Here is a 16,822-nt window from a genome sequence, read left to right as displayed (position 1 = left end):
ATCAAAGTCTCCTTCCAGTGATAATCATTCTCAAATGGAATTATAAATCACTGTCTGATACGTTACCATGGACGGGGACAGGAAAAGGATTTGGATTTTTTCCGGTTAGCATAAGTAACATTTCATCTAGCATTCGGTTTATAGCAATAGCTGAGTATTCGAACCAAGGATTCGAAGGTAAAACATAGACATGTCCATTTTTTACAGCACGGAGCTCTTTCCAACGATCAAGGTATTGTAGAGTAAGCCAATAATTTCGGGTTGGTGAATCGGGACAAATGATAAATAGCAAACGGTCAGGGTCTATATTTACTAGCTGATCAAGTGTAATATGCTCATTATATGTTTGTTGGTGAGTATCGACAGAGCGAAGCTGTAAATCTGTATACAGTACATCCTGAATCCCTTTATTACAATACATAAATAATTGATCACCGCATAAACGAAGAACAGCAAACGTATCATTTTCAGCAACTTGATTAATTTCTAATCTCGCCTGTAATACCTTTTGTTCATATGTTTGAATGAAGTGCTCACCTACGCTTTGCTTTTTAACAGCTACAGCTATTTCTCTCAGCTGTGTTCGCCAATCCTTCGCTTGTATAAAGACACTTTTGATGCCAATAGTTTGAAGCCAATTAAGCATGGAGAGGGAGGGTTCCTCTTGAAAAATATGAATATCTGGCTTAGCGGAGGCTAATTTTTTGAAGTTATCCTCTGATTCTGTATCAAATATATTAACATGCACGGGAATTTTCTCTTGATAATGATTGTAATAATAAGGACTCCATTTAGCATTCAGCGGAGCCGCAACTGGTATGATACCAAGCGCTAATAAATTTCCAGTAGCGGAGACGGAAAAAGTAGAAATACGCTGGCGAGCCATCTCACTATAAGCAGAAGGTGAAATCCCAACTTCTTTTTTAAATTTTCGGCTAAAATAAAATTCGTCACTGTAACCTACTTTTCTAGCAATCTCACGAAGTAATAAATCGGTATCACGCAGTAATTGCTTGGCATGTCCGATACGTAGCGCCGTTAAATAATCTGTGGCACTTTGACCGAATGCCTTTTTAAATGCCTCTCCAAAGTAACTGGAACTCAGACCCGAAATGAGTGCTAGATGCTTAATCGTGAGAGGTTGATGATGGTTTTTAGCAATATAATCTCGAATATCCTTTAATGATATTTGAGTTGTCGTATCTGTTATACTTCCCTTTTCCATATAAATGTCACCCCTTATTATAAGTATGAGAATTACTTGGCAGTAACCAATAGTTTTGGTAATGCACCGAGTAACTTCTCTCTTGTAAAGGCATCTCCATAATTCCACTTTGTTGCATCCACTAAATAAGCATGGTTAGTTTGTACAGCAGGGAGTCCTTTCCAAATATCGCTATTAATCAATTCCATCGTAGCCATTTGCGATTCGGGTTTATCAGATAACAACATAAAGATACGGTCACCAGCATACTGAGGTAAGTGATCTATTGGTATTTCTCTATACCCTTCGCCTGCTTGAAGTAGCTTTTTGACTTGTGGGTGAGGTTGAAAACCATCTGGATGAAAAAGAGCAGGGGATAGACCTGTACAGCCCATAATAAAAAGACGTTTGCCATGATCAAAAGTCAAAACAGATGCTGTTTCACCAGGCTCTATCACTGTTTGTAGCTGCTGCCACATAGTATTTTCTTGGATTTTAAAATATTCTAGCCAATCTTCTGCACGCTGTTGTTGGCTAAGCCACTGCCCTAATAAAAGAACGCGTTCCTCCAATGAATCCCAGGAATTTAGGGTAACTGTTGGTGCAATAGAAGATAGTGCTTGATATTGCTGTTCGTCATTATTTGTAAAGATAATTAAATCAGGGTTCAGCTTCGAAGATTTTTCAAGATTGATTGGAAAGGCAACATCTTGAATATAAGGAACATGGTTTTTATAGAAGGATTTACTAATAGAGTTTTTGTTACCACCTATTGGCTGCACATCAAAAATCAACATATCCCCAAACGTTTCTCCATGATAAATAACACGATGCGGTGAACGAGGAATGGCTACCTCGTGTCCTGTCCAATCTTTTACAACAGTTTTTTGTTTATATTGTCGTGCAAACTCTTTTGGAGGTATTCCAATTACCTGTCGGAAGCGGCGATTAAAATAATATTCATCATCAAATCCCACTTGCTGCGAAATATCTTTTAATGGCTCATTTGTTTGTAGTAATAATTCCTTGGCATTTGTAAGACGTAAATCTGTAATATAATCAAGTGGTTTCTTCCCAGTTAAGGTTTGGAAGATCGTACTATATTGCCATTGAGCTATACGAGCGAGTTCCGCTAGCTTTTTCACTGTTAAAGGCTGTTGAAAATAGTTATGTATATAGTCGATAGTTTCTTCAACCGCCTTTGTCATTGTCAACTGGTAGTTCATATGAAGCTGATGTTCAAATAATAAATTTAAGAGTTCATACAAGACTCCTTGTTGTTTAAGAAAATCCAATTTAGGATTTAAATTATACAGATTTTCGCTAAGACGAATTAATCGTGTATACGGATAAATTGTATATTCCACTTCATCAGAAAAAATAGATCCTAGATGTGGGGAAGGGTGCTTATGTTTTAGCTGAAAGGCTGAAAAGGCAATTTTATAGAAACGGTAACCATGATTTATATCCGATAAATCAATCATAGAATGGGGCTGAACAAGAAAAATTTTTCCTTTCGTCACCAAATAGGGTATATCATCAATCGTTAATGTCCCACAGCCATTTGTAAAAAGTATCATCGTATGATGAGAAGTCGAGATAAACGGATAGCTCTGCGAAATACAGTCAATATCTTCTAAATGAAATAGTAAATCATTGTTAATAGAAGCTGATTTATTGTCTTCCATCTGTTCACTTCCTTAGTAAATGAAAATGATTATCAATTAACTGTATTGTATAAAAAGTAAAGAGACATTTCAACAAAGATGAAATGTCTCTTGTTAGTTATTTTTTTAACATAGTAGGTAATTGTGATAACAGCCATTCTCTTGTTGAGGCATCGCTATCACTTTTTTCAATATCAAATGTGTAGACATGACCGTTCTTCACTGCCGGTAGGTTCTTCCAAATTGGACTTTCCATCATTTCTTTTGTCGATTGTTTTGCTTCATCATCGACTGGTGTGAGGATGAAAATTCGATCACCAGCATATTCAGGAAGAAGTTCTGTGGAGATTTCAGCAAAGCCTGTTCCATCATCAAGAATTTTTTGTATGTTGTCGCCAGGCTTAAGCACATTTGAATCGTATAAAACTTGAGAAAGTCCAGCACGTGCCATGACAAATAATCGATCTCCTGGATAATATGTTAAAACCGATGCCGTTTCATCTGGTTTAATGATGTCATCAGCTACAAGCGACTCCCACATTTTATCCGCTTTTTCTGTATAAGCATCCATCCATTGAGTTGCTTCTTCTTTTTTATTAAGTATATCGCCCAGCTCTGTTAAACGTTGGTTTAAGGGCGCAAAAGTATCAAACACGATAGTAGGAGCGATTTTAGAAAGCTGTGAATATGTTTTTTCATCTGAAGTACCAATAATGATAAGATCAGGCTTTAATGACAATGTTTTTTCCACATTAATAGGAAAACCAACGTCCTCCACATCTTTTACGCGATCTTCCCAAGCGTAATTTGTAATCCAAGAGAAGCCAGCACCAACTGTTTTGATATTCAATGCAAGTAAATCACCGAATCCTTCTCCATGATAAACCACTCTCTCAGGATCTACAGGAATTTCAACCTCATGACCTAAATAATCCTTATAAACACGAGTGGTTGATGCTGATGTTGTTGTCTCTTCCTTCTTTGTTTCTTGATTGGTAGAACCACAAGCAGCTAGTATGATACTAACCAGTAATAATAAGCTATAAATGAGCATATGTCGCTTTAATTTTTTCATGTCTCTTCCTCCGTAAATGATAATCATTATCGATATAGGCTAGCATAAATTAGTCAGTGACCTAGAACAATGGATAAAATGAAAAAGGGCCATTAAGGTTTATCCAAAAATCTAACTGTAACCTTAAATTAAAATCCGTTTTACCGTATAAGTATCCTTCCATTGGTGGAGAATGGACTTTTCATTGGACTAAGATTCGTGTAATGAAAGGGGGTTAAAAATAAAAAATTATTGGATGTTTGTCATAACAGGAATGCTATTAATTGTTACAACTACGGGGTTTGGTCGCATGGCATAAGGAGTTATATTGCCGTTTATGCAGGAGGGAATGAATTTCACGACCACTCAATCTGGTTACTTAGGAACAATGCTGTTTTTAGATTATTTACTAATAGTGGGAATTTCTGGAATACTTACAACACACATTAGTGCAAAAAATGTTCTGTTAGCAGGGGGAGCCTGTGTCATTTTAGGGTTAATAGGACTGGTGTTTGTTGCAAATTTCTGGTAGGCTGCCATCACACTGTTCCTTGCAGGTGCTGGTCTATACGCCACTACTATCGATAGCTATTAACCTGTATCCTAAGAAACGAGGTACTGTCATGGGACTGTTAATGAGTGGAGCCGGGATAGGGATGTTTTTATCAGGTTTGATCGTACTTTCTTGCTTATCAACTTCCTGAGTTAGATTGGAGAGGAGCATGGCTAATTTTCGGAGTTTTGACACTAATCGTCGTATTGTTAGCGTTTTGTACAATAAAGCTCCCAAGTTCTATACAGAAAAACAACGTTTGGAGAAGGCATGTTATTTATTACAAAGCGGGACAATGAATGTTATGGAAATAGCGAATGCTGTTGGCTATTTTAATCCGAGTCATTTTGCTGCGGTTTTTAAGGAGAAATATGGGTTGAATCCTCGAGACTTTATCAGATACAGATCACAATAATACCCTTCAGCTTTTAAACAAAGCTGAAGGGATTTTTTTTATTTCACTATGCTATCCATTACATTTTCAATAATTTGGCGATTGGCTATAGCACCTGAATATAACCAGCTCGAACTTGATTCGAATTCATAAACATGATCATTTTTAATGGCAGGTATATTAGCTAGCAGAGGATCGCTTAGCAATTCAGAGCTACCTGCACTATCACTGTTAATAACAAAAAGATAGTCAGCATCTATTTGAACGAATTTTTCTAAAGAAACTTGCGACCAATCACCAGCAGCAGAAGCTGACATCTCTTTCACAAGGCTTGGCGTTTGTAACCCAAGATCCTCATAAAGAACAACACCGCTAGAAGCTGTTTCACTTACCATATAGATTGAATTTTTGATATTCCAGATCACAGTGGCTGAAGGCTTCCCGACTTTGTTGTGAATTTCTTCTTTTGCTTCTTTAGCGAATTGATCATAATCTGCTAGAACTTCCTTTGCCTTATCTGTTTGACCAAAAATTTCGCCCATTTTTAATAGTTTATTGCGCCAATTATTATCCTCCGTTCCCATCACATACGTAGGTGCAATTTTGCTATATTGCTTATATTTTTCACCTTCAGCAATTTCAGGAGAACCGATTACAATTAAATCTGGATTAAAGCTTGTCACAGCTTCATAGGGAAGATCGAATTCAATTGTTGGAATATCCTTTAATGAATCCTGGAGATAGTCTTGGATAGAAGTCCCACCCTTTACGGACCATTGTGCAACGGGCTTTAAACCTAATGCTACAAGGTGATCTTCTAGATAAGGAGCTATGATGCGTTGGGGATTCTTAGGAATGGTCACTTCATGTGCTATTGAATCTGTTAATACTTGATTGGAGTTTTCTTCCTTTGCCTTCTCTATTGTGAAAGAAGATTGAGTTCCGCATGCAGCCAAAAGGATGGAAATAATTAAAATGCCAGTTATAAAGGCATTCTTTTTTATAAATTTTTTCAAAGCTATAAGCCTCCTATTTCAATTGATTTCTATCATTCTATTTCATTATAATGAAAATGATAATCAATATCAATTTGATGTTTAGGAGATAGAACTAAAATGTACAAAGACAATCAGTTACTGTCCCATCTTTTTTATCAACCTATACAAATAGTGAAATTAAATGAAATGTTAAGTGACATAGAAACACAATTCACCTACCCATTTATGGTCATAGTATATGAGGGATATATAGAGTGTACGCTTCAAGGTAGGCACATTAGGCTTAGTTCAAATTCTGTTATGCTTTTAGATAATACTGACGATTTTCATCTTCTAGAAACATGTGAAAGCAGAGGGATCATCATTCAATATCGTGTTTATGGTTACAAAACTGATCGTTTATTGCAAGCTTCTATCTTAATTGAGCAATGCTCCTATCGACTGATGAACTTAGCTAAAGAAGTAGAAAAAGAAGCAAACACTGAGAGCAATAATCCGTTTCGTTTACAAAAATTATTTGGTGAAATGCTAGAAGTGCTATACAGCCTTTTACGTGAAAATAATCAAAAAAAAGAAGGACTATGGATTGATAAAGTACTTCATTATATTCATCTACATTTCCGTGAAGAATTAACAAGAGAGCAGATGGCCAAAAAAGCACAAGTAAGTCCAGAGCATTTTTCTCGTACGTTTCATAAGCACACAGGCTATACATATAGTGAATATATAACATGGCTAAGAATACGAGAATCACAGAAAAGGCTATTGTTTACAATGCCTAAATTAGATGAGCTTGCCGAGGAAGTTGGCTACAATGAAGGAACTTATTTAAGTCGGAAATTTAAAGAAAAAGTAGGTGTATCACCAACAGTCTATTATCAGAAATCGAAGCGTGTCCTTGCACTCAATACCAATCATACAGCATGCTTACTAGCTCTTGGTATTACGCCGGTGTTGGGTGTATACTCTCCATTTCTAGAGGGTATAAAGCCTGTCCCTAATACGCATAAACTGAAAGGCTATGAGTATGATATTGCTTCAAATTATCAGGCAATCACCGCAGCCTGTCCTGATATCATTATTAACTACAGTGGTGGTGACGAAAAACCATTATTACTTTCAGTAGCTCCTATATTCGAGCTACCATGTAGAGAATTAAGCTGGCGAGAGCAATTTGGGTTGATTGCCCATATCGTTGATAGACAAGAAGTATGTAAGAGCTGGCTCCAGCAATATGATGAACAGATAGCTCAGTGTAACGATATTCTTGACCAACAACATGGAGCAAGAGGGACTGCTATTGTTTGGGAAATAGGTAGTCATCAAGCATATTGTTTAAATAGTAGTCACGGAAGAGGGAGTCATATACTGTACGAAGATTTGGGCTTTAGTCGACCAGCTGCGATTGTCACACGAAATATTGAACAAACAGGTTACTTAACAGTAGATATTGAAGATATTGCTTATTTTCAAGCTGATTATATATTCGTCACTGCTCTTCCTACAAAAGATTTTGGAAAAGAGCATCTTTTGAGGGTATTACATTCGGAAAAATGGCAGTCACTTACAGCGGTTCAAAAGAAACAGGTGTACTTTTTGAATCAGTATGAATTATTTTATGGCTATGACCCATTATCTACAGCTATGCAATTACAAAAATTAATGGAAGTATTAACATCATAAATATACAGAGCAACAAATCACTTTCATACATAGACAGTTATTTTACAATCTTCTACAATTAGTGAGAATGATTATCAACTGGTATGTATGGAGGGAAAAAATTGCTGACACAAAATAGAAAATTCATAGCGCCACTATTTCTTTTAATATTACTTCTGTTAACGGCTTGTGGAGAAAAGGAGAAAAATTCTAGTCCGACTACAGTGCAAGATACAAAAGAAGCAGAGGCAAAAACTGTTCAGACGACAAATGGTGAAGTTGTTATTCCGACTAGTCCTCAGCGTATTGTAGCAGAGGAGTATATTGCAAGTTTGCTTGTATTAGATGTAAAACCTGTGGGGGCTCCTGGGTTGGCACTTGAAAACTATTATTTAAAGGATGCATTAAAAGATGTAGAAGAAATCGGTGACTATGGGAAACCGTCGATTGAGAAGATTATCGCGCTCAAACCTGATTTGATTATTACTGGCAATGGGGAAAATTATGATGCTTTAAGTAAAATTGCTCCTACAGTTGTCATTCCCTTTGGTGAATTAAAGGATGCGCACGAAGAACTTACTTATTTCGGTGAGTTGCTTGGCAAAGAGCAAGAAGCTAAGGATTGGCTTACGCAATATGATCAAAAGATTGCCGATGCCAAAGCACAGGTAGATGCGATTATTCCAAAGGATGCAAGCTTCTCTATTATGGAGGACGCAGGCAAAACGTATTATGCATATGGTGATAATTTTGGACGTGGTGGGCAACCAGTCTATCAGGCACTTGGTCGCAAACCACCTGCTAAAGTAGCAGATGAAATGATGGAAAAGCAGTGGGCTGAAATTTCCGAAGAGGTGCTGGCAGATTATGCAGGAGACTACATTATTTTGACTTCAGATGATCGTACAGTTGAAGATTTTAAGAAAGATCCAATATGGGGTAGCTTGCCAGCAGTAAAAAATGATCATCTTTATGTTTGGCCTGAGGAGCGTTCATGGTATTATGACCCAACAGCCGTGTTGGCTCAGGTAGAGGAATTAACAAACTGGCTCACGAATAAAAAATAAGCTAAATAATTGAAAATGCTAGTACAACATACTAAACAAAATTAAATGAAATTCTATAAAATCACTCAGGCATTGGATTGTTTGAGTGATTTTTCTATGCTTATACAGGTTTATATTGAGAATGATTATCAATTATAATAAACTTGTAGGTAGTGAAGAATTGGAAGGAATGATGTAGGATGCTACCAAAAGAGGAGTTTCTATTTCTTTGGAATCACGCAACGATCAAAGTGCTCGATATAAGATATGAGCTATTCAAACCTGAGGAAATCGGAAAATCATATAAATTGCCTGCAAATATGTTTCTTTATGCCACAGGTGGTGGTGCGGAAGTTCAAATCGATTTAATAAACTATACACTAGAGGGCTTTCACCTTATTCACGGTGGAAAGGGCACCACACTACAAATAATGGCTACAGACAAAGGCTTTGAATATTTTTTAATATTTTATCGAGCTTCCATTCCTTTAACCTCAAATAAAATGATAGCAAGGGCGTTACAAACAAATAATCCTTTCAACTATCAATACAGTCTTGTTCCTAACTCGCCTATTACAATGTTTGAAAAAATATATTTTATGTATAAGAAGTGGGAAAATGCCAATAGCCTCAGCAAATTTACTGTTAAATCGCTATTCTATCAATTATTAAATGAAATTTTCATGCAGCTAGATCAGGACAGTGTCGACATTCAAAAACTAAATGTCTCTAGTCAAATTAAAGCCTATCTAGAGCAAAATTATGCACAGCCATTGACCTTAGAATCCATTGCGAAGGCATTGCGCTATAGTCCATCTCATTTATCCATTCAATTCAAGCAACAGTTAGGTTGCAGCCCGATTGAATATTTAATTCAACTACGGATTGAAAAAGCTTCTATTTTGCTTGAGAAGACAAATGCTAGCTTACGCGATATCGCTATGGGTGTGGGCTATAGTGATGTCTATTATTTTAGTAGACTTTTCAAAAAGAGAGTAGGCGTTTCTCCTACAAAATTCCGTCAAAAGCAAAAAGTAAGTGATCTGATAAAAGATAGTCCTTCAATGTCTGAAAGATACTCCATTGTCGATTGGAGCTTCCAAGATTATATTGAGAATGGTTATCAATATAATGAAAGGAAGTATGAACCAATGAATAAAAGAGGATTATCAGCTTTTACAACACTCTTTCTATGTCTGATGCTTTTATTAAGTGCTTGCAGTAGTGGGGCATCAACCAGTACACAGGGCGGGGAAAAACAAGCCTCTACCACTCAAACAGTAAGCGAATCACAAACAAATACTGTCTCTACTATGAAAGGAGACGTAGAAATACCTGTTAACCCTGAGCGAGTAGTGGTGATGTATTATACAGGTGATGTACTAGCATTTGATGTGACACCAGTGGGTTCTTCTAAAATACAAGAGGGAGCAGCATTTGAGGAAGAATTAAAAACAGTTGAAAGTTTAGGTGAATGGTTTGAACCAAATGTCGAGGCAGTAATCCAATTAAAACCTGATGTCATCATTATCCCAAGTAAGAATGAACTTTACGATCAAATGGAGAAAATTGCACCTACTGTCATGATCGATTTCTCAACCTCTCTAGATGAACGTTTAACAAAGATTGGTGAAGTACTAGGGAAAGAGAAAGAAGCAAAAGAGCTTTTAGCTAATTTCTATACAAAAGTAGAGGATAGCCAAGAGAAGTTAGAAGAGGCAGGTATTTCAGATAGAACGGTTAGTATTATGGAAGGCGGCAAAGGAAAAATGTCTGTTGTAACAAGCTATACCTTTGGACGTGGTTCTCAAGCTATTTATGAGTATTTAGGAATAAAAGCACCAGATATTATTCAAAAGAAAATAGATGATAAAAACAACACCAATGAGGCAATCGATGTTTCTTTAGAAGTATTAACAGATTATGCAGGAGATTATGTGTTCCGCTCATCTTATGAAGGAATGGTAGATTTAACAGATCATCCAGTTTGGGCTAATATTCCTGCCATTAAAGAAGGAAGGCTTATCGAAATGGATTTTGGTTTTTGTTACTACAACGACATTTATTCATTGTCAAAACAGCTTGATTTCATTGTGGATCAACTAGTAGCGACAACTAAATAAGTTAAAAAATGGATGGTTTACCCCATAAATGTTTATTGATACATAACATTTATGGAGCGGTTATATTTTTATTTACGATGAGATAAATTTGATTATTTGACTTCGAAGTGCACTTGTAATAATAGAGATTATTTTTCAAAAAGAAAGCACTAAAGAAACCAACATTGTTTCTTTAGTGCTTTAATTTAATTTCTTACGATTTGGAACGTGCCAGGAGTAGTAGTTTGGATAATATGACGATTTCCACTGATGATAAAGTCAGCTGGAACTTGCTTGCCAAAGCCATTTGAGCGATTGAAGGTAGAATTAGCTGGTAAGCCTTCAATTATGATTTCCATATTTGCATCAAAGGTTACTGGTTTTTTATTCAATGTAGCTTGAAGAGTAATTCGGTTTGCCTTTTTTGTTACTTGAATATCCATAACCCCTTCATCTTCATCGATAAGTGTATAAAGTGGAGGAATAATGATGGTCATTTTATCTTCTGTTGTTAGAATATAACGTTCCGTGTCAATTTCTGATGAGGCTACATTAATTTTGGCTTTATAGATATTTTTATTTTTTGTCATAGCTGTAGTTTTCCCTGGGACAGCTGCTACATCAGATAAAACAGGTGTTTTAGGGATGTTATCTTTTGTAGGAAGTGTATGTGTTCCTTGTACAAAATCCACTAAAGTCCATACATTTGGGACGAGTTGCTGCTGAACAGGTGTTAATGCTTCAAAAGAAGTTTTGACTGCCTGCACATCCTGAGCTGTCGATGTTTTTGGTGATAAAGCTGCAATAGCGTTTTCAACTTCTTTAGCTACTGCCTTATCCTTTACAACCAACTGTTCTGCATCAAGTAATTGTTGCTCGATACCTGCAGGTAAAGAAATATTTGAAAACCTACGTAATGCATTAAGCTCTGCTCGAGCATTGGCTACATCTTTATGGAACGAGAGACGAGATGAATTAATCAATTGAATTTTATTGACCACCTTGTCAACAGATGTATTTGGCGTGATATAGGAAGTTAGAATTTTTTGCGCAGATGCACTTACAAAGGTTTTTTGCGCTGCATTCAGGGTATTATACCAATCTTTTGTTTCAGTAACATTTTGATAATAATTAGGGGACGTAGAATCCACAGAATACAATTTCTCTTCAATTTGTGTAGCAAGCTTACGATAAGCAATTCTTGTCTGCTGATGTGCTGACAATGTGGAGTAGTTCGTAACATACTGTTTTTCTGTTTCTGTTAAAGCATTGTAAGCCTTCAAAGCTGCCTCTAAATTTGTTTGGAAGGTAGCAGTTGTATTGTTAATGTTGTTAATTAGTTGTACAACATTTGCCACGTTAGCATTGTAGCTAGCAAGTATGTAGGCTGGCTTTGGTATCTCAGTAGCCGATGCTGGCGCGGTGTAAAGAAGCGAAGGAACCGCCACTAAAGATAGTAAGACAAGTTTCTTATTAGATTTCATAATGTAGAATCCTCCTGTGTTTAATGTTCTTGGTTAATTGAAGGGAATATATACAATATATGGTGTTGATTTAATCTTAACATAGTCTAGAATCTTTTTTGTATTTATTAGTTGAACTTGTGCTGTTTAAAATACCATATGCAAATGTGCTTAATATCTACCATGAAATAAGATTGAAGAGGTTTTTAGATGTATGGTATAGAAGATGTATATTTCTGAATGGTAGAATAATTTAAAATTGCCTATTGTTATAGAGATTTTTGTTATTTTGGAAAAATAATATAAGAAGTTAATAGATTAAAGATGCAGAGGTTGGTTATTTTACTTTAATGAAACTTTACGATCTACTTAATAATTCAGCCGCCGTTGAGGAGCAATATTGGCTGTTAAAAAAGATGCCTCAAGAGCATTTGGCAGTGGAACCGAGTGAGGAGGTGGAGGATTGGTATCGAAGGTGAAGCAAATGAATACAATGTTGCAAATGAATTCATTTAGTTAAAAAAGAATTATTAAATAGTGAAGGGCTCTACAATAGGTAGAGTCCTTCGTTATACTAAAAGAGATTTAGGTGTTGACAACATAGCAAAACCTAATTGCTAATAATTCCTACATTTTGTGCTTTTCTATAAGTTTCTATTGCTTGGTTTAAGGTGTTATACATGTCATTAATTTGATATTGGTACACATTAGGATCATTTAGTATATATTGTGCTTGTTGAACTACAGCCTCAAAGTTACTTCGATCAACAGCTTTTGTCCATCTTATTCCGTTAGTAACATCTACCCCAGTTCCGCTTGTAGAAACTGTTACATTTTGAAGTTCATAATACGCAGCAGTAACACTTGTTTGTAAATTAGCTTTATCCACATAATACCCATTATTTCCGTACTTATTAGCATTCTTATAAGTCCAAATAGCATTGTTTAAATTATTGATGGCATTGGCAATATCCGTTTGAGTGGCATAATAATTATTAACAACTGCTTGGGCAGATGAAACAGCAGATTCTATTGCGTTTCTTTCTGCTTGTGTAGTCCAAGGAGAATTATAAGGTACATTTGACCCGTCCCAAGAAACAGTAACATATTGAACAGAATTAATTAAAGACTGTAGTGAAGCTTTATCGCCATAACCATATTTTGTACCACTCTTCTGAGTAGCTTGGTAGACTGCTAGTGCATTTTTATACTGATTAATGGCATTTTTCACCTGTTCTTGTGAGGCATTTGAATTATTTGCTACAGCTCTCGCACTTGCTACAGCAGAATCAAACACTGTGCGGTCTGCTTGTGTTGTCCATTTGTCCGTATTTAAAATATCATAGCCGTTTACAGATACTTGTACATATGGTGGGGATGCGATTAATGTATTAAGTTCCTTTTTATCAATAACAGGTAGTGTCACGGAGACATTTTTATTGTCTACTTGTACATTGTTTACCAGATGTCCTGAATCTAAAGCTACTTTAGTACCGCCCTTTACAACGATTTGCTCAATTTTACCCTCACCATAAAGGTTGAAATTTTTCGCTACATCAATTGTAAGCTTTTCTATATTAGTCATTGCTTCAAAAGATTCCACTTTACCAACCACATCTACTTTGGCAAGAGTTTGGTCAGAAGATACATTGACTTTAGTACGTCCCAAATTGATGTTTGATGATTTCATATCGATTAAAGTAACATATAGCCAACTTACCTTTTTCGTGACAATTGGTTTTAGTGTAATTGTTTCATCTACTGCTACTTCATCGAGTGTAACGGCTTTTTTTACTCTGTTGGTAATGATAAGCTGACCATCCACACTAACGTTTTGAACTTTTACATAGTCCGCGTTAACAGTGAGGTCTCCAGAGATTTGTGCGTCACCTCCATCAAAATAGACAGATTTTTTGCTTGTACCTGCTTTGTTTAAAATTAATGAGGTAACGTCCGTAATTTGACCATTTTTCACTACAATTGTAGCTCGGGCATTGGTTAATGCTGTTTTATTTGAAGTATCAAATAGGGGCTTTAATGCCGATTGAATTCTAAATGTGCCGTTAGATGTTATTACAGTATCTTTTGTAATGTTTTTGATCGTTACGGATTCACCTATTACTTTTTTTGCTGCTGCTACATGTGTCTCATATGAATTTGATTGAATTTGAGATGATGCGGCATTCGCAGTAGACATTGGTAATACTAGTGTCGCTGTAATAGCCGTGGCCATTAATGTTGATAGCGCTTTATTTTTCATGTAAGTCACTCCAATCATTCTATTTAATAGTTAATATATCATATTCTTCTATAATTTAGAATTCGAAGAGGGTGTTTTACTATGAATCTCAATTCAAATAAGTCATTAGTCCTTTATATTGAAAAATAAATGTTTGGTGAAGTATCGGTATTTTTCTCTATAATTCTGTAAATTTTCTACTTTATTCGCTAAATATTTTATTGTGATACAATCATCCATCCATTATTATTAGTATAAAAGTGGGGGTGTTAGTTATGAAAAAATCAAGAGGAATTGCCTTAAAACTTTCTTCCCTTATAATAGGATTATTTCTCATTTTATTTTTATCCTATACTGTCATAACGGGAATTATTATAAAAAAGCAAAGTGTTGAAGACGCAGAGCATGGAACATTGCAAACTGCTGAATCCTCTGCAGCTATTATGAGTGAAAGATTTAAGAAAGCCAATACGACATTACAAACAACAAAGCGTATCATAGAAAGCATGGAGAAGAATAATACGTTGTCTACCAAGGGTGTCATAGACATAATGGAAAACAATTTAGCTAGCAATAATGACATTCTTGGAGTAGGAGCAATCTTTGAGCAAGATTCTATTATTTTAGAACCAACTGAGGCTGCTTTAGTAGATACTAAAAAACGTTTTATCCCTTATTTAAGTAAGAACGGAAATGATATCTCGACTGCTCTAATCGAAGGTATTGATGATAAGAGTATTTCTGAATGGTATTGGGTACCAAAAGAAGAGAGACGTGCAGTTTTGACAGAGCCCTATGATTATAATGTAAACGGACAATCTGTATTGATGACAACCATTTCGGTGCCATTAATCAATGCTTCCGGAACATTTTTCGGTGTATTGACTGCCGATGTATCAATAGATTTTTTAAATGATTTAACAAAATCGAATGCCCCAGAAGGCGGTTATGCGGCAATTATTACGAATAAAGGTGTGCTAACAGCTAACAGCTTTGGTGATGAGCTAGTTGGGCGCAATATGCAAGAGGATCCTACTTGGACAAGTATTAGTAAGACAATGGAAAATGGTGAACTAACAAGTATGTACGTTGACTCTAATCAACTGAAGGAAAAGGCCTATAATGTTTTTGCTCCAATGATTTTAGAGGGTATTGACGAAACATGGACTGTTCAAGTCGTGTTAGCTGAATCAAAGATTCTAGAAACATATAATCATGTATTTGTATTTACGATTATTGCTTCCATTATTATGGTGGTTTTGATGACAGCTGCAAGTGTGTTATTCATCTATAAACAATTAAAACCACTTAAATTTTTACGTGCATCGATTGAAACTGCAGCCGAAGGGGATTTAACACAAAAGGTAGAAGAGCGATATATTAAGCCTGATGAAATTGGTGCAGTTGCTGTGGCCTATAATAATATGTTAGATAAAACCAATAGTGCGATTCAAACTGTACTAAATTCCACGAGGTTATTGAACCAATCTTCTAATCAGGTAAATGAGGCATTTAATGAGGTAGTTGCTTCTAGTCAGGAGGTTTCCGTAGCTATCAACGAGATTGCACAAGGAGCTTCGAAGCAATCAGAGGATACAGAAGAAACAAATTATCGAATGATGGATTTATCAGATCAGATTGATGCTATTACGGCTCTTTCTAATGAAATGGATGAGCTATCTCATAAAACAGGTGTAACAACGGAAAAAGGATTGCATGAGGTTGAAAGTTTAAGAGAACGTAATATGGAGACCAATCAAATGAATGGGCGTATCCAGCAGCAAATGGAATCATTAGCTTCTAATATTGCCAATATTAATCAGATTATTGCTTCGATTCAAAGCATTACCGAGCAGACTAATCTGCTAGCTTTAAATGCAAGTATTGAGGCTGCACGTGCTGGTGAACATGGTAAAGGATTTGCTGTAGTTGCAGAGGAAGTTAGAAAGCTTGCAGAACAATCTAAGAATGAAACAGAAATTATTAAGAGTACAGTAGAAAGTATTCTTGAAAATTCTCAGCAGACGGTTGCTGTGATTGCATCTAATGCAGATTTAATGCAATCTCAAAATGAGTCCGTACAAAGCACGCAACTAGCATTTAAAGATAGCAGTGACTTGTCGGGTTCAATTGCAAATTCTATTAGTGAATTAATGAATAAACTATCTAGCATGTTAGAGCATAAAAATCAGGCAATCATGGCTATCCAAAGTATTTCGGCTATTTCTGAGCAAACAGCAGCCTCTGCGGAACAAGTAAGTGCTTCTGCAATGGATCAACAAGTAGAATTACAAAAAGTAGCAGAGTCTATTCAAAATATGAACGATATTTCAAACGAGCTACAAGAAGTTGTAAACCGATTTAAGCTTGCTTAAAAAGAAAGGCTGCCTTCAATATAGAGGCAGTCTTCTTTATGGTGAAAGCCGGAGAAATTGACCTA

At 36.0% G+C, this 16,822-nt stretch carries 12 protein-coding genes; 6 read left to right on the top strand and 6 right to left on the bottom strand.

Annotated elements, in window-relative coordinates:
- Window positions 1-40 precede the first annotated feature (40 nt).
- The 3 genes from ACMGGO_RS21670 to ACMGGO_RS21660 all read right to left on the bottom strand — a co-directional run bounded on the left by ACMGGO_RS21670 (window position 41) and on the right by ACMGGO_RS21660 (window position 3,946).
- Window positions 41-1,225: a helix-turn-helix domain-containing protein gene (locus tag ACMGGO_RS21670; RefSeq protein WP_279493660.1), complete on the bottom strand. Its 1,185-nt coding sequence runs from the start codon at window positions 1,223-1,225 to the stop codon at window positions 41-43.
- Between the two features lie 32 nt (window positions 1,226-1,257).
- Window positions 1,258-2,892, bottom strand: a complete 1,635-nt coding sequence (locus ACMGGO_RS21665) for an AraC family transcriptional regulator (RefSeq protein ID WP_420282252.1) — start codon at window positions 2,890-2,892, stop codon at window positions 1,258-1,260.
- A 97-nt stretch (window positions 2,893-2,989) separates the two neighbouring features.
- The gene (locus ACMGGO_RS21660; RefSeq protein WP_279493663.1) at window positions 2,990-3,946 is read right to left on the bottom strand and encodes an ABC transporter substrate-binding protein; all 957 of its coding nucleotides are present in this window, start codon (window positions 3,944-3,946) and stop codon (window positions 2,990-2,992) included.
- Window positions 3,947-4,274: 328 nt separating this feature from the next.
- Here ACMGGO_RS21660 and ACMGGO_RS21655 point away from each other — a divergent pair, with 328 nt between their 5' ends.
- Together ACMGGO_RS21655 and ACMGGO_RS21650 are read left to right on the top strand one after the other, a co-directional pair.
- On the top strand, window positions 4,275-4,457 hold the full coding sequence (locus ACMGGO_RS21655) for a hypothetical protein (protein WP_279493664.1): 183 nt from the start codon (window positions 4,275-4,277) through the stop codon (window positions 4,455-4,457).
- A gap of 190 nt (window positions 4,458-4,647) precedes the next feature.
- On the top strand, window positions 4,648-4,893 hold the full coding sequence (locus tag ACMGGO_RS21650; protein WP_279493665.1) for a helix-turn-helix domain-containing protein: 246 nt from the start codon (window positions 4,648-4,650) through the stop codon (window positions 4,891-4,893).
- Window positions 4,894-4,931: 38 nt separating this feature from the next.
- Here the strand turns inward: ACMGGO_RS21650 and ACMGGO_RS21645 are convergent, their stop codons facing one another.
- Window positions 4,932-5,888, bottom strand: a complete 957-nt coding sequence (locus ACMGGO_RS21645; RefSeq protein ID WP_420282251.1) for an ABC transporter substrate-binding protein — start codon at window positions 5,886-5,888, stop codon at window positions 4,932-4,934.
- Between the two features lie 99 nt (window positions 5,889-5,987).
- Here ACMGGO_RS21645 and ACMGGO_RS21640 point away from each other — a divergent pair, with 99 nt between their 5' ends.
- The 3 genes from ACMGGO_RS21640 to ACMGGO_RS21630 all read left to right on the top strand — a co-directional run bounded on the left by ACMGGO_RS21640 (window position 5,988) and on the right by ACMGGO_RS21630 (window position 10,701).
- Complete coding sequence (locus ACMGGO_RS21640) at window positions 5,988-7,553, top strand: ABC transporter substrate-binding protein (protein ID WP_420282250.1); 1,566 nt, start codon at window positions 5,988-5,990, stop codon at window positions 7,551-7,553.
- Between the two features lie 101 nt (window positions 7,554-7,654).
- On the top strand, window positions 7,655-8,599 hold the full coding sequence (locus ACMGGO_RS21635; RefSeq protein WP_066038067.1) for an ABC transporter substrate-binding protein: 945 nt from the start codon (window positions 7,655-7,657) through the stop codon (window positions 8,597-8,599).
- A 179-nt stretch (window positions 8,600-8,778) separates the two neighbouring features.
- Window positions 8,779-10,701 carry an ABC transporter substrate-binding protein gene (locus ACMGGO_RS21630; protein WP_420282249.1) on the top strand — a complete coding sequence of 641 codons (1,923 nt, stop codon included), beginning with the start codon at window positions 8,779-8,781 and terminating at the stop codon, window positions 10,699-10,701.
- A 185-nt stretch (window positions 10,702-10,886) separates the two neighbouring features.
- Here ACMGGO_RS21630 and ACMGGO_RS21625 read toward each other — a convergent pair whose 3' ends face one another.
- Window positions 10,887-12,164: a hypothetical protein gene (locus ACMGGO_RS21625; protein ID WP_420282248.1), complete on the bottom strand. Its 1,278-nt coding sequence runs from the start codon at window positions 12,162-12,164 to the stop codon at window positions 10,887-10,889.
- A 589-nt stretch (window positions 12,165-12,753) separates the two neighbouring features.
- A complete protein-coding gene (locus ACMGGO_RS21620) occupies window positions 12,754-14,403 on the bottom strand; it encodes an S-layer protein (RefSeq protein WP_420282247.1) in 1,650 nt (549 codons plus the stop codon).
- Between the two features lie 254 nt (window positions 14,404-14,657).
- Between ACMGGO_RS21620 and ACMGGO_RS21615 the strand changes: the two genes are divergently transcribed.
- A complete protein-coding gene (locus tag ACMGGO_RS21615; protein ID WP_416141287.1) occupies window positions 14,658-16,757 on the top strand; it encodes a methyl-accepting chemotaxis protein in 2,100 nt (699 codons plus the stop codon).
- The last annotated feature ends 65 nt before the right edge of the window (window positions 16,758-16,822 follow it).

Origin of the sequence: Lysinibacillus sp. BNK-21 (assembly GCF_048684915.1) — a bacterium.
GTDB lineage: Bacteria > Bacillota > Bacilli > Bacillales_A > Planococcaceae > Lysinibacillus > Lysinibacillus capsici.
The sequence above is the reverse complement of the archived record's forward strand: the minus strand, read 5'-3'. Positions and strand labels throughout refer to the sequence as shown.